Origin of the sequence: Pseudomonas sp. 18175 (assembly GCF_050432925.1) — a bacterium.
Lineage (GTDB): Bacteria > Pseudomonadota > Gammaproteobacteria > Pseudomonadales > Pseudomonadaceae > Aquipseudomonas.
In genome coordinates this window covers 43,102-57,743 of record NZ_JBKFTO010000021.1, presented here as the reverse complement: position 1 = coordinate 57,743, position 14,642 = coordinate 43,102, and the positions used below count along the sequence as shown (strand labels likewise).

General features: G+C 63.2%; 10 protein-coding genes. 7 read left to right on the top strand and 3 right to left on the bottom strand.

The window, feature by feature from the left end; translation table 11 throughout:
* The first annotated feature begins 231 nt into the window (after positions 1 to 231).
* The 7 genes from ACLD1Y_RS24085 (at position 232) to ACLD1Y_RS24055 (ending at position 9,505) form a co-directional block, all read left to right on the top strand.
* Positions 232 to 1,404, top strand: a complete 1,173-nt coding sequence (locus ACLD1Y_RS24085) for an efflux RND transporter periplasmic adaptor subunit (protein ID WP_429480284.1) — start codon at positions 232 to 234, stop codon at positions 1,402 to 1,404.
* On the top strand, positions 1,394 to 3,376 hold the full coding sequence (locus tag ACLD1Y_RS24080) for a MacB family efflux pump subunit (RefSeq protein WP_429480283.1): 1,983 nt from the start codon (positions 1,394 to 1,396) through the stop codon (positions 3,374 to 3,376). Before ACLD1Y_RS24085 ends, ACLD1Y_RS24080 begins: the two co-directional genes overlap by 11 nt.
* Positions 3,369 to 4,781, top strand: a complete 1,413-nt coding sequence (locus tag ACLD1Y_RS24075; RefSeq protein ID WP_429480282.1) for an efflux transporter outer membrane subunit — start codon at positions 3,369 to 3,371, stop codon at positions 4,779 to 4,781. Before ACLD1Y_RS24080 ends, ACLD1Y_RS24075 begins: the two co-directional genes overlap by 8 nt.
* Before the next feature lie 138 nt (positions 4,782 to 4,919).
* Positions 4,920 to 6,542, top strand: coding sequence for an alpha/beta fold hydrolase (locus tag ACLD1Y_RS24070; protein WP_429480281.1), 1,623 nt, complete (start codon positions 4,920 to 4,922; stop codon positions 6,540 to 6,542).
* A 220-nt stretch (positions 6,543 to 6,762) separates the two neighbouring features.
* Positions 6,763 to 7,626: a LysR family transcriptional regulator gene (locus tag ACLD1Y_RS24065; protein WP_429480280.1), complete on the top strand. Its 864-nt coding sequence runs from the start codon at positions 6,763 to 6,765 to the stop codon at positions 7,624 to 7,626.
* A 104-nt stretch (positions 7,627 to 7,730) separates the two neighbouring features.
* Entirely contained in the window at positions 7,731 to 8,408 is a 678-nt protein-coding gene (locus tag ACLD1Y_RS24060; protein ID WP_429480279.1) for a sterol desaturase family protein, read from the top strand.
* Positions 8,405 to 9,505: an SMP-30/gluconolactonase/LRE family protein gene (locus tag ACLD1Y_RS24055; RefSeq protein ID WP_429480278.1), complete on the top strand. Its 1,101-nt coding sequence runs from the start codon at positions 8,405 to 8,407 to the stop codon at positions 9,503 to 9,505. The genes ACLD1Y_RS24060 and ACLD1Y_RS24055 overlap by 4 nt, the downstream gene beginning before the upstream one ends.
* 63 nt (positions 9,506 to 9,568) lie before the next feature.
* Here ACLD1Y_RS24055 and ACLD1Y_RS24050 read toward each other — a convergent pair whose 3' ends face one another.
* The 3 genes from ACLD1Y_RS24050 to ACLD1Y_RS24040 form a co-directional block, all read right to left on the bottom strand.
* Entirely contained in the window at positions 9,569 to 11,011 is a 1,443-nt protein-coding gene (locus tag ACLD1Y_RS24050) for a pre-peptidase C-terminal domain-containing protein (protein ID WP_429480277.1), read from the bottom strand.
* Between the two features lie 114 nt (positions 11,012 to 11,125).
* Positions 11,126 to 12,190, bottom strand: coding sequence for a lipocalin-like domain-containing protein (locus ACLD1Y_RS24045; RefSeq protein WP_429480276.1), 1,065 nt, complete (start codon positions 12,188 to 12,190; stop codon positions 11,126 to 11,128).
* Complete coding sequence (locus tag ACLD1Y_RS24040) at positions 12,180 to 14,642, bottom strand: FtsX-like permease family protein (RefSeq protein ID WP_429480275.1); 2,463 nt, start codon at positions 14,640 to 14,642, stop codon at positions 12,180 to 12,182. Before ACLD1Y_RS24040 ends, ACLD1Y_RS24045 begins: the two co-directional genes overlap by 11 nt.

Genomic DNA, 14,642 nt, shown 5'->3' with positions numbered 1-14,642 from the left:
TTCGTGAGCAAGCTCGCTCCTACATTTCATTCCGTTGCGTGATGGCAGTTTGAGCTCGTGCAATTTATAGTAATTCTCATCTACTTTTAAAGAAGTCTTGCGCCAACGGTCGTTTTTTTTCTGTAGCCGACCTGTTACACGGTGTGTAACAGCCTAAATCTGCGGGCAATTCTCTCGTTTAACTGTCAGCTGCGCGACTGCGCTCCGAACTTTCCTGGCTGGAACCTAAGCATGAAACGCCCTCGACCTGCCCGACGCGCCCTGCTAGGTGTCGCGTGCCTGATACCCGTCATCGCCGTTGCCGCCTGGCAGGTGCTGCCACCGGGTCGCGACACCCTCACCACCGTCACGGTGACGCGGGGCAATATCGAAAGCAGCGTCACCGCCCTGGGCACCCTGCAACCACGCCGCTATGTGGACGTGGGCGCCCAGGCATCCGGGCAGATCCAGAAGATCCACGTCGAGGCTGGCGACCAGGTCAAGGCAGGGCAGTTGCTGGTGGAGATCGACCCATCCACACAAAAAGCCAAGCTCGACGCCAGCCGCTATGCCATCGAGAACCTCAAGGCCCAGTTGCAAGAGCAAAAAGCCCTGCATGAGCTGGCCCGCCAGAAGTACCAGCGCCAGCAACGCCTGGTGGCCGGCAATGCCACCCGCGAGGAAGACGTGCAAACCGCCAAGGCCGAACTGAGCGCCACCCAGGCCCGGGTCGACATGTTCCAGGCGCAGATCCTGCAAGCCCAGGCCAGCCTGCGCAGTGACGAAGCGGAGCTTGGCTACACGCGTATTTATGCACCGATGGACGGCACCGTGGTAGCGGTGGACGCGCGGGTCGGCCAGACCCTCAACGCGCAGCAACAGACACCGTTGATCCTGCGCATCGCCAAGTTGTCGCCGATGACCGTGTGGGCAGAGGTGTCAGAGGCCGACATCGGCCACGTCAAACCGGGCATGACTGCCTATTTCACCACCTTGAGCGGCGGCAACCGGCGCTGGACCAGCACCGTGCGCCAGATCCTGCCGATCCCGCCCAAACCGTTGAACGAAACCAGCCAAGGCAGCGGCAGCCCCACCAGTTCCAGCAAGAGCGGCAGCGGCCGTGTGGTGCTGTACACCGTGCTGCTGGATGTGGAAAACAGCGACAACGCCCTGATGGCCGAAATGACCACCCAGGTGTTTTTTGTTGCAAGCGCGGTCAAGGACGCCCTCACCGCGCCAGTCGCCGCCCTGCTCGGCACCAGCAGCGCCGACAAGCAAATCGCCCGCGTAGTGGCCGAAAACGGGCGTGTCGAGGAGCGCGAAGTGCGTCTGGGCATCAGCGATCGCCTGCGGGTGCAGGTGCTCGACGGCCTGAACGAAGGCGACCACCTGCTGGTCGGGCCGGCCGACGGCAATGGGGGTTGAGTTGACCACGCCCCTGATCGAACTCAAGAACATCCGCAAGTCCTACGGCGGCGGCGACAGCCCCCAGGTTGACGTATTGCGCGGCATTGACCTGGCGATCCATGCAGGGGAGTTCGTCGCCATTGTCGGGGCTTCCGGTTCGGGCAAGTCGACCTTGATGAACATCCTTGGCTGCCTCGACCGCCCCAGCGTCGGCGACTACCTGTTCGCCGGGGAAAACGTCGCCCACCTGGACAGCGACGAACTGGCTTGGCTACGCCGCGAGGCATTCGGTTTTGTGTTCCAGGGCTACCACCTGATCCCATCGGGCTCGGCCCAGGAAAACGTCGAAATGCCGGCGATCTACGCCGGCCTCAGCGCCGCTGAACGCCATGCTCGCGCCAAGGCCCTGCTCACCCGCCTGGGCCTGGCCGAGCGCACCAGCAACCGCCCGCACCAACTCTCCGGCGGCCAGCAACAAAGGGTGTCGATTGCCCGGGCCTTGATGAACGGCGGCCATATCATCCTTGCCGACGAACCCACCGGCGCCCTCGACAGCCACAGCGGCAAGGAGGTGATGGCCCTGCTGGACGAACTGGCCAGCCAGGGCCACGTGGTGATCCTGATCACCCACGACCGCGAAGTGGCGGCGCGGGCCAACCGCATCATCGAAATCAGTGACGGCCAGATCATCAGCGACTCGGCCCATCACAACGACGTTACCCCACCCGCCCCGAACGGCGCGCTGCAAGCGGTGGACCTGCGCCAGCGCCTGGCCGACGGCGCCGAACACAATGGTGCCTGGAAGGCCGAACTGGCGGACGCGGTGCAAGCCGCCTGGCGGGTGATGTGGATCAACCGCTTTCGTACGGCGCTGACCCTGCTGGGGATCATTATCGGCGTGGCATCGGTGGTGGTGATGCTGGCCGTGGGCGAAGGCAGCAAGCGCCAGGTCATGGCGCAGATGGGGGCGTTTGGCTCCAACATCCTGTATTTGAGTGGTTCGTCGCCTAACCCGCGCACACCGCCAGGGATCGTCACCCTCAATGATGTCGCGGCGCTGGCGGCGTTGCCCCAGGTCAAGCGCATCATGCCGGTCAACGGCAGTAAGGCCGGCGTGCGTTATGGCAACCTTGACTACATCGCCTATGTAGGCGGCAATGACACCAACTTTCCGGGTATCTTCAACTGGCCGGTGGTCGAAGGCAGTTACTTCACACCCGCTGACGAACGCAGCGGGGCCACCGTCGCGGTCATCGGCCATCGCATCCGCGAGAAGCTGTTCAAAGGCCCGGTCAATCCCATCGGCCAGTACATCCTGATCGAGAACGTGCCCTTCCAGGTGATCGGCGTGCTGGCAGAAAAAGGCGCCACCTCCGGCGACAAGGACAGCGACGACCGTATCGCCATTCCCTACACCGCTGCCAGCGTGCGCCTGTTCGGCAGCTACGACCCCGAGTACGTGGTGATCGCCGCCGCCGATGCACGCAAGGTCCATGAAGCAGAAGTGGCCATCAACCAGTTGATGCGCAAGCTGCACAACGGCAAGCACGACTATGAGCTGACCAACAACGCGGCGATGATCCAGGCCGAAGCCCGCACGCAAAACACCCTGTCGCTGATGCTCGGCTCGATTGCCGCGATCTCGCTGCTGGTGGGCGGCATCGGCGTGATGAACATCATGCTGATGACCGTGCGCGAGCGCACCCGTGAAATCGGCATCCGCATGGCCACCGGCGCACGCCAGCGTGACATCCTGCGCCAGTTCCTCACCGAAGCGGTGATGCTCTCGGTGGTCGGCGGCCTGTGTGGCATCGCCCTCGCCTTGTTGGTGGGCGGCGTATTGGTGCTGGCAAAGGTGGCGGTGCAGTTTTCCCTGGTGGCGGTGTTGGGCGCATTTGGTTGCGCGTTGGTCACCGGTGTCGTATTCGGCTTTATGCCGGCCCGTAAAGCTGCCCGGCTCGATCCGGTTAAGGCGTTGACCAGTGAATAATCGATCCATCCCTTCGCTCCTGTCCGTCCTCAGCCTGTGCCTGCTGTTGAATGCCTGCACCGGCAACCCGCCCGCCGTCGACAGCGGTATCGCGCCGCCGACGGCCTGGCAATTCGCCGTGCGCAATAATGCCCTGGCCACCCAACAGCAGTGGTGGACGCAATTTGGCAGCCCCCAACTCAATCGCCTGGTGGAGCAGGCCCGCCGCGACAGCTTCGACGTGGCGGCGGCCACCGCCCGTGTGCGCCAAGCCCAGGCCAGCGCCGTGATTGCCGGCGCGCCGTTGTTGCCCGAGGTGAAGTTCAACCTCGCCGCCAGCCGTGAACGGCTGCTGCGAGGCAGCGGCAACTCGGACCTGGATGCCACCGAAAGCAACAACACCGTCAACAGCTACGACGCCAACTTCACTGCCAGCTACGAAGTCGACTTCTGGGGAGGCCGCGCCGCCGCCCGCGACAGTGCCGTGCAAACCCTGCGGGCCAGCCAGTTTGACCAGGCCACCGTAGAGCTGACCCTGCTCAGCAACGTGGCCGACCGCTACGCGCAAACCCTGGCCGCCCGCCAACGCCAGCAAATCGCCGAGTTGAACCTGGCCAATGCACGCAATGTGCTCGGGTTGGTGCAAACCCGCTACGACGCCGGTTCCGCCACCGCCCTGGAACTGGCCCAGCAAAAAAGCCTGGTGGCCAGCCAGCAGCGGCAACTGCCGCAGACCCAGCAAGTGGCCGAAGAATCCCAGATCACCTTGGCCGCCCTCCTCGGCCAACCGGTGCAAACCCTCGACCTGGGCACCGAGCCATTCCAGGCGCTGACCTGGCCGACCATCGGCGCGGGGCTACCCAGCGAACTGCTGACCCAGCGCCCGGACATCGCCCAGGCCGAGGCGCAATTGGCCGCAGCCAGTGCCGATGTGACGGTTGCCCGCGCCGCCATGCTGCCCACCTTGACCTTGGGAGCAACCGTTGGCTCCGGCGCCTACAAGGCCAACGAAATATTGCGCAGCCCTTTCTATACCCTGACCTCGGGGCTGGTGGCGCCGATCTTCAACAACGGCCGTTTAAGCGCCGAACGCGACAAGGCCCGGGCACGCCAGGACGAGTTGCTGCAAACCTATCGCGGCACGATCATCAACGGCTTTGCCGATGTAGAAAAAGCCCTCAGCCTTATCACGCGTCTCGACCAGCAGCGCCAGTGGCAAAGTGAAGAACTGCAACAGGCGCAGACCGCGTTCCAGATCGCCGAAAGTCGCTACCAGGCAGGGGCCGAAGACCTGCTCACGGTGCTGGAAACCCAACGCACCCTGTACGCGGCCCAGGACTTGAACGTGCAACTGCGGCTGTCACGCCTGCAAGCCAGTATCGCGTTGTACAAGGCACTGGGGGGCGGCTGGAAGCCCGACGTCTGATAAACGAAAGTCACGTTTCATACAAACCCCGTTTGGTCCTCCTACATTTTCCCCTCGTGGTCCTTGGTAAAAAAGTCGCTCCGAATAAGAAGCCACAACCGTGGCTTCTTTTTCCCACACGACTGACCAGGACTGCAGATGAAATCCCGCCCGACTGCACGTGCCAGGGCCTTCCGATGCCTGGTACTGCTGACCACCCTCAACCCTGCTATCGGCCACAGTGAAACACCCTCCTCTGCCTTTGGCATCGAATGGTTCCTGGATTGCCCGCAACCGGCGCTGGCCCGGCTGGACCCGGAAGTGGTCGAACGTACTCAATGCGGCATCGTCACCGCCCCCCTCGACCACACCGCGCCTGAGCGCGGCAGCATCAGCTTCGACATCACCCGCGTAGGCGCCAGGCAGCCACTGTCGCGCCAGGGTGCCCTGTTCGCCAACCCCGGCGGTCCTGGGCTGGATGCCGGTGGAGCATTTGCCGTGCACTTGGCCTCGGTCTGGAAGCATTACGCCCGGCAACCCGACTGGGGCGAAACCTACCGCATGCTGGCCGACACCTATGACGTGATCGAAGTCACCCCGCGCGGGTTGGGCAGCGTACCGGCGTCACGCCTGGAGTGCCGCTCCGACAGGCTTGTGGTGCCACAAGGGGATGCCAGCGAAGACCGCAGCGAAGCCAACTTGGCCGCCGTGCGCGACAACGCCCGGCTGATTGCCCAAGCCTGTGCCAGCCATCCCTTGGCGCCCTACATCACCACCGAACAAACCGCCCGCGACCTGGAGTTTGTGCGCAAGCAATTGGGCGAGTTGCAATTCAACTACTTGGGCAATGCCTACGGCACCTGGCTCGGGGCTTGGTATGGCGGGCTGTTCCCGGCGCATGTGGGGCGCATGGTGTTGGACTCCAATATCAATTGGACATCTACCTTCGAGCACGCCAGCTTTATCGTGGCCGGTGAGAAGGAGAAAATCTTTGAGCGTTTCGTCGCCCAGCCCGCCGCCCTTGACCCTGGGGTGTATCAACTGGGTGACAGCCCCGCCGCCGTGCGCCGTGTGTTTATGGAGTTACTGCCAAGCGTGCGCACCGCGTTGCGCTCCAACAACCGCTTCTACAGCGACCCGGCCGCGCTGATGGGCGCCCATCTGCTCAGCCGCTGGCTGCGGGAAACCCCAAACAGCGATGACCTGGCCCTGGAAGCGCGGGCCAGGGCCCATCAGTTCAGCCCGGACCCAATGGTCGAAGAGCGCGCCAAGTTGATGTTCAGCCTGCTGTTGCAGCGTGTTCGCGAGCCCTTGCAGGCGAGCGTGCCAAAACCTGGGCCATTACGGATGTCGGCCGCCGACTCGGTAAAAACCGCCATTTTGTGTAACGACTCGGTCTACTCCAGCGAAGCCATATGGCAACAGAAGGAAGAAGAATCCCTCGCTCGGCACCCCGTCGCCGGCAGCGCCCAGGAAGCCCGCCAATGCACCACCTGGCCGCGCAAAAATGCCAGCCCGTTGCCCCACAAGGCGCTGGCCAAACTCGACAGTTTGCTGATGGTGCAAGCCGAATTCGACGACCAGGCCCCGTCCACCGGCGCCGCATGGGCGTTCGAACGGACCTTCCCGGCCAGCCGCGTACAACTCAAAGACACCTATGCCCACGGGGTTTCGTTCAGCGGGGTGAGCGCCTGCGTGAGCCAGTGGGTGGGGGATTACCTGGCACACGGCACCAAGCCACCACGCTCGACCGTGTGCAGCGATGCCCAAGCTGTGCACTGACGGTGCTATCCTCGCCGCCTCACTGTTTCCAGAGTCGTTTCGCCATGCCGAGAACCCACACATGGACAGGTCTTTTCTTGGCGCTGGCCTGCTTGCAAGGTTGCGCTCACACCGACCCACTGGCCGGCCAGCCCTTTTTCACTGCACCCGCCCAGACCCCCGATGACACCGCCACGGTCTACTTCGCGCGAGCCAGGCCCGCAGACGTGAAGCCGTAACCATGGACATTGAACTGGCACGCACCTTCCTCGAAATCAGCCGCTGCGGCAGCTTGGCGGCGGCGGCCGAGAAGCTGCACGTCACCCAGACCGCCATCACCGCCCGGGTCAAAAACCTGGAAAGCCAGTTGGGCAGCACCTTGTTTGTGCGCAACCGCGCCGGTGCCCGCCTTACCGCCGATGGCGAGGCGTTCGTGGTATACGCCAACCAGTTGCTGCAAACCTGGGAAGCCGCCAAACGCGACCTGCCACTGCCCGATGGCTATCGCAATGTGTTGCATATCGGCGGTGAAGTCAGCCTGTGCAACCCATTGATGCTCGGCTGGGCCCAGGCCCTGCGCGAGCATATCCCCGGCCACGCGTTGCGCACTGAAGTGCGCGAAGGCGACTACCTGCTGCGCCAGTTGGAACTGGGGGTGCTGGATGCCGCGCTGGTGTTCCAACCGCAATACTGGCCTGGCTTGCAAGTGGAGCAGGTGCTGGAGGAGAAACTGATTCTGGTGCAGTTGGCGAGCAAGCCTGATCCCTACGTCTACATCGACTGGGGCCCGGGCTTTCGCCAGCAACATGACACCGCCCTGCCCGACAAGGCCCGCGCCGCACTGAGCTTCAACCTCGGGCCATTGGCGTTGCAGTACATATTGGAAAACGGCGGCGCGGGTTACTTCCGCACCCGTGTGGTACAGAGCTACCTGGACAGCGGAGTGATGCAACGCGTGCCCAAGGCGCCGGAATTCAACTTCCCCACGTACCTGGTGTACTCACGGGCGCGGGATTCGGCAGTACTGCAACAGGCGTTGGAATTGCTGCGCGGGGTGGTCAAGGCCGAGAGTGACTGGTCGCAGCGTTGGGACCCACTCATCTAAGCGGCGAAAACGACATTGCTCTGTGGTGAGCCTGCAAAAAGCTCGCGGATTCCCCATCACCAACTAAGCTCAGGCTCCAATAAAAAAACACCGAGCGCCCCACCATGCAACACCCCACCGAGGCTTTTCGTGAGCGTTACCGCGCCAAGGTTCATCGCTATTACAACCCCTGGCTGCACGCCGGTTTCGTACTTGCCTACGGTATTGCCGGTATCACCCTGGCCTGGTCCTCCACCGCGCAGATCAGTGCAGTGCAATGGCTGAGCGTGCCGCTGACCCTGGTGTTCTTCAACCTCTGCATCTACCTGGTACACCGTCACCTCGGCCATCACAAACATGCGCTTTCCCGGTTGTTCTACGCGCGTCACACCGGCGATCACCACAGCTTTTTCACCCCTGGCCATATGACCTACGACAGCCCCAGGGACTGGCGCGTGATCCTGTTCCCGGCCTGGCTGATCGTACTGCACAGCCTGGCGATCACCCTGCCCGCCTGGTGGCTGCTCAAGCAACTGAGCCCCAACGTGGCCGGCTTGTTTGCCGGGTGCATGCTCCTTGGCTACCTGCTGTACGAGGTGTTCCACGCGTGTGAACACCTGCCTGCCGAGCACCCCGTGGCACGCTTGCCGTGGCTGCGGCAGATGCATCGGCTGCACGCCTTGCATCACCGCCGTGAGCTGATGCAAGGGCGCAATTTCAATATTGTTCTTCCCCTGATGGACTACCTGTTCGGCACCCTGCACTGGGAACCGAGCCACAACGACAACCAGGAATCGTCATGAGTACCCGTCCCAAAAAACTGCGTCATCTGTTGTTCGTACTGCTGCTGGCGGTGGTCGCCTTTTTACTGTTGATGCCCACCAAAGTGCAGCCGGTGAACTGGGCACCGCCCAAGGCACCGTCGATGAAAGACGGCCCCTTTGCGGAAAACCTGCGGCTCAAGGCCGTGCAAAAAATCGGCGCCCAGGACATCGCCGGCCCCGAAGCCCTGGTGCTGGACGCCCAGGGCTACTTGATCAGTGGCCTGCATGACGGGCGCATCATTCGCACCTCCCCCAGCAGCAGCACCCTGGAAGTACTGGCCAATACCGGCGGGCGCCCCTTGGGCCTGGCGTTGCACCCGGACGGGCGCCTGATCATCGCCGATGGCATCAAGGGCCTGCTGGCGCTGGACGAGCATCGCCAACTCACCACGTTAAGCACCGCCGCCAACGGCGTGCCATTCGGCTTTACCGACGACGTGACCGTGGACGCCAGCGGGCGCTATGCGTATTTCAGCGATGCGTCCAGCCGCTGGGGTTACGGGCAGGACGGCGAAGCGGTGATTGAGCATGGCGGCGATGGCCGGCTGCTGCGCTATGACTTCAGCAACGGCACCACCGAAGTGCTGCTGGACCAACTGCAATTCGCCAACGGCGTGGCCCTGGGCCCGGACGAAAACTATGTGCTGGTGAATGAAACCGGCGCCTATCGCATCAGCCGCTACTGGCTCAAGGGCGAGCGCAGCGGCAGTCATGACCTGTTTATCGACAACCTGCCCGGCCTGCCGGACAACCTCAGCTTTAACGGCCAGGACCGCTTCTGGGTGGCGCTGTATTCGCCGCGCAACCCGTTGCTCGATGGCTTTGCCGGCTACCCGCTGATGCGCAAGGTGATGGTGCGCGCCCTGATGGTGGTGCCCAAGCCCGTAGAGCGCAAAGCCTTTGTACTGGGGCTGGATACCAAGGGGAACGTGATCGCCAATTTGCAGGATGGCAGCCCGGGCAACTACTCCCCCATCACCACCGCCCGGGAGTATGGCGACTGGTTGTACCTGGGCTCGTTGAAGAGTAAGAGCATGGCGCGCCTGCCGTTGTCGTTGGCGTTGAGCGCTCAGTAACACCGCGCGGACGAAAAAAAGGGCAGCCCATGCAGGCTGCCCCTTCTCATTTACCACACCGCATCAGTGGACGATGTTCTGGGTGCAGATATGCCCCAGGCTCACGTACTGAACGTTGTCGCCCCCCACCCCAACCCCAGGGAACTCGTCCAGCTCGATGCGCCAGCCGCCGAAGTTGAACGTGGTGTCCCAGTTGTACGCCACGCCGGTGCTGCTGTCCGGGATGACCACGCGGTAATCGCCCAAGCAGTCACCAATATTGGCGCTGCCCAAGGACGAACCGGCACTGTTGGTGGTGGCCTTGAAATCAGCCCAGTGGAACTCGGCACCGTCAAAACGCTTGTCGACACGCAACACCGGCGTCACGCCCAACAGCGGTGCGCCCGTGGAGTCCGACCAGTTGGTGGACCAGTTCAACGTCCGCGCCGTCTGGGTCGCCAACGCGAATACCGAGACGGGCACCCGCACAATGTTGTCGCCCTTCACGTCCGACGCATTCAGCCGTGGCGAGGAGCCCAGGCTCAACTGGTATTGCTTGGTCGGGTCCTGCACCACGGCAGGGTTGGCGCGCACACGCACCTTCACGGTGGTGCCCGGCGTGACACTCGGGTAGGTGGAGGTGGAACCGGCTGGAACAGTGACCCAGTTGACCCCATCGAAGCGATCGAAAATCCACTGGTCACGGCTGCCATTGGCATCACCTGCCAGGTACATGCTCACGCTCTGGCCGCGTACCGCCTTGAAGTCGAAGTAATCGACATCGTTGGCGTTATCAAGGTTGCCGGTGACCTTGTTCATCGAGTCCGGCAGCACAAAAGCGGTCTGCGCCGTGTCGTTGGGCTCGTAGGCATCAATGTTGGTGTCCACCGCCACGCCAAAGCTGAACTGCGAGTTGTTGGCGACCTTGGCCACCATGTACCAGTAGTAATCACCGGCGGGCAACACACCGTTGAGGTACTCATCGGTATTGCCGGCAGCATCCGAGGAACCCACCACACTCAGGTTGCCCTGGCCGTCGTCTTGGAACAGCGTCAGCGACATATCGGTGCCGACGCTCTGGCCGACCAGTTGCACCTGGACCCGCGCATTCTGTGGCAGGTTGAAGTGGTAGGCGAACTCCTCGCCCTGCGCGACACCGTTGATGGTGTAGAGGGTGTTGGTATCCAGGGTGGGAAACAAGGGTTCAAAGGCCGCGAGCGCAGCACTTTTCAACTCGGCCTGGCCCGGCTTTTTCAACTCATCGACCGGCGTATTGAAAGGCGCGGCCTTGGCCGACTGGGTGAGTGCTTTGGACTGCCCGGACTTAGCCGCCTGGAGCTTGTGCTTGAGGCTGGCCGAGACCTTCGTCGCGTCCAGCTTTGCGCCGGTTTTAAGCGCCTTGTCCACGGCCTGCTTGACCGCCTCACTAGTGAGTTTCTGAGGGGTTTGTCCAGCCAGGGCAAAGGCGGAAATGAAGCAGGTAGCCGCCATGGCCGCGCCCAACATAAAGGCTTTTTTCGATTTCATTTTTTATCCATCCATAGTTAAAAACTGAAGGTCAGGTGACATCCGGTCACCTGGGATGGAATCTAGCCAACAACTGTATGCATGTCCAGTGTTTTTGTAGGAAATTTTACCTAGCTAATATCCGGTCATCTCCAGATACCCCTCGCCCCCGTCAAACCGTACCGGCCCTTCCCAGTACGGAATACTCAGGTTCATCCAGGCGTTCGGGTTGACAGCCTGCGGGGTGATATCCAACTGTTTGCCGGGAATTTTCAGTGACCAGCGCGTCGGTATTTTTCGGCCGTCGACAGTCGTAGTGTGCAGCGGGGTAAGCTGGATATCGGCGTTGTGCAGCGTCTCTGTGTGGCCTTGTGCATCGATCCAAGTACCGGTGAGATACCCGGCGCCATCGGTTTGCCGCACACGAAAAAGCATTAATTGCTCGCCCCGGTCCAGGTGCAGGGAGAACCAGTCCCAGCCGGTCTGGTTCGCACCCAGCGGCTGGCTGCTCCACTCACGGTCGAGCCAGGCAGCGCCGCTGACCTGATAGGTTTTGCCGTCGAGGGTCACACGGCCATTGGCGGTAAAAAACGGTTGGCTGTAATAGTAAGAGGCCTGGCCTTGGTCGGATTTACGGCTGTAGCCCTTGTCGCCTTGCAGCACCAATGGGCGGCTGGAAGTCAGCTGCAAGTCGTAGGCGAACTGCGCGCCACTGGCCTTGAGTTGCATCGCTGCCAGGGGGCTTGCGGCGCCGGGCTGGGTGGCGAAATTCCAGTCGTCGATCCAGGCATTTAACGGCGCTGCCTGGGCACCGGCCTGGCCCACGCCACCACGGGCAAAACGTTCGGCGGCGTAGTGCTGGGTAGCGGAGGTGACGGCGGCGTGGCCAAGCCACACGGTGGAATCCTGCCAGCCCGTTTGCAACGGCCCGGCCTTGAGGGCGTTGCGAAACAGCGTCCATTGCACCCCGAACACACGGCCCTCGGCGTCCTTGAGGTTGGCGGTGACGTACCACCACTCGATGCGAAAGCCATCGTGGGGGCCATGGTCCTCGGGAAAGTTGAAGACCTTGCCGGGCACCACTTGGGCAAAGTCCGCCGCGTCACTGCCCAGCCCCGCGAAGCTCTCCGCGGGCGCGGGGGCTTTGTCGCACGCGCTCACTAGCAGCAACAGCGCGAACCCCAGCGTATTAATCCTCATGGGCAAACGTCCTTAACAGGTCAGCCGGACGGCTGCGGTACAACTGCCATAACGGCCAGGCCGAGGCCAGCAGCGTGGCCAACAGCGCCAACCCCAACAACTGGGCAAGTTGCCACGGGAACACCTGCAACGGCAGGCGCCAGCCAAAGGCCTGCACGTTGATCACCGCGTCCAGGCACCAGGCCAGCAGCAACCCCAGGGGCAAGGCCAGGATCAGCGTGAGCACTGCCAGCAGCCAGGTTTGCCCCAGGTTGAGCAGCATCAGTTGCCGACGCGTGACGCCCAATGCCCACAACGGGGCGAGTTGGCCGAGGCGGCTCTGGCTCTGGGTCAGCAGGCTGATAAACAACGCCACACCCGCCACGCCGAGGGTAAGGCTGTTCAGCGCGGCGGTGGCGGCAAAGGTGCGTTCGAACACCTGGCTCGACCAGCCCTTGAGTTGCTGTTGGTCGACGATGCGGCTGTCATCCAGGGCGAACACACGCTGTACTTCACGCACCAGCGGCGCCACGTCGGGCGGGGCAACCCGCAGGTTGAAACGTGCAGGTGAGAGCGTCGGCCAACGGGCCAGCAGGTGCTTGGCATTGACCAACAGATGCCCCTTGGGGTTGCCGTAATCGGCGTAGATCCCCACCACCCTGGGTGCCCACACACCCTGCGGCGTGGGAATCTGCACCGTATCGCCCACACTCACCGCCAGCCGGCGCGCCAGTTGTTCGCTGAGCATCAGGGTGTCGCCGTGCTGCAGCTGGTCCCAAGGCGCGCTCACTGCGTCCAGCAACGGCCAGTGTTGGCGATAGGTGGGGTCATCGACCACGCCAAACAGCTCCGCCGGCCAGCCTTGCAGTTGCACGGCGACCTGCCAGGTGGGCAGCACGGTTTGTACCAGCGGTTGCCCCGCCAGCCAGGTGCCGAGCTGCTCAGCCTGGGCCGGCGTCTGTGGGTTGAGGTACAGCTCGGCCGTCAGGCGTTGTTCCAACCAATGATTGAAGGTGTGACGAAAGCCCGAGGTCATCGAGCCTGCGCCGATATTGGCGGCCAGGGCCAATAGCAGCGCCATCAACGCCAGGCTCAGGGCCGGCAGTTGTTGACGACAATCGGCGAGAAACCATTGGCCGAGCACCGACCGGCTGCGCCCCAGCACGGCCTTGAGCAGGCCATTGAGCAGCACCGGCAGGCCCAGGGCCGCGCCCAGCAGCAACGCGGCCATCAGCACAAAACCGGCGGCCAGGCTGTCACCCAGCCACAGGGCCAACAGCGCGATCAACAACGCCCCGGCAGCCACCCACCCCTGGCGCCGCAACCAGCGCCCATGGGCCTCGTGCCAGGCCTGGGCGTTGGCCAGCGCCAACAACGGCAGGCGCGCCGCGCGCCATAGGCTGCTGGCACCGGCCAGCAAGGCACCGAGCAAACTCAGGCCCAGCCCCGCCCCCCACCACCACGGGCTCAGGTTCAATTGCCCGGGAACCTCAGCGCCATACAACCCGCGCAGGCTGGCGGCCACATCCGGCAGTAACAGGCTGGCCAGCCAGTAACCACTGGCCACGCCAAGTGCCCCGCCGAGCAACGACAGCACACCTAACTCCACGCCCAAACTGAGGATCAGCAGACGCACGCTCACCCCACACGCCCGTAACGTGCGCAGCAGCCCGCGCCGCTGTTCCAGGGCCAGGCCAATGGCGGCGTGCACGATAAACAGCCCCACCACAAAGGACAAAAAGCCCAAGGCATCGAGGTTCAAGTGAAAGCTTTCGGTGAGGCGCGCGAGGTTGTTGTCTTCACCTTGCTTAAGGTGCAGCCCAGCGGGAGGCGTGGGCTGGGTGGCGGCGAATGCCTTGTCCAGCAGCAGGCGCGACAGGCGCTCGGGCATGTCCAGCAGCGGCTGGGCGAAACTGATATCGGTGAGCAACACCCCTGGCGCCATGTCTGGCTGGGCTTGCAGCGGTGGGAGCGTGCGGCCACTCAGGGTCGTCGGCTGCTGACCTTCCTGTAACCCCAAGGCCTGCAACGTCTGCGGCGCAATCCAGGTGCGCCCCGGCGGCGTAAAAAACCCAAGCATCTGCGCCTGGCTCAAACGCTGCCCGGCCACTGCGCCACTGCCGGGCAAGGACAGCGGGTCGATGCCCATCAATTGCACGCGCGCGTCTTCATGCCCCTTGAGCTGCACCCGCCCCTGCACCACCGGCGACACCGGCCAGCCAGCGCGGCGCAATTGGGCAAATAGCGCTTGGGGGAAACTGGCACCGTCCGGCGCACTGAGGCTGGCCTGAGGTTCGCCGCCGATCAATTGGCTGGCACGGGCATAGCTGTCGCGGGCCTGGCTGTTCAACGCCTGCACGCCGGTCAACAGCGCAGTGGCCAACCATAGCCCGGTCAGCACACTGAAAAACTGCACGGGGTGCCGTCGCCAGTGGCTCAGCAGCGCACGCAACGCCCAATAAAACACGGCCAT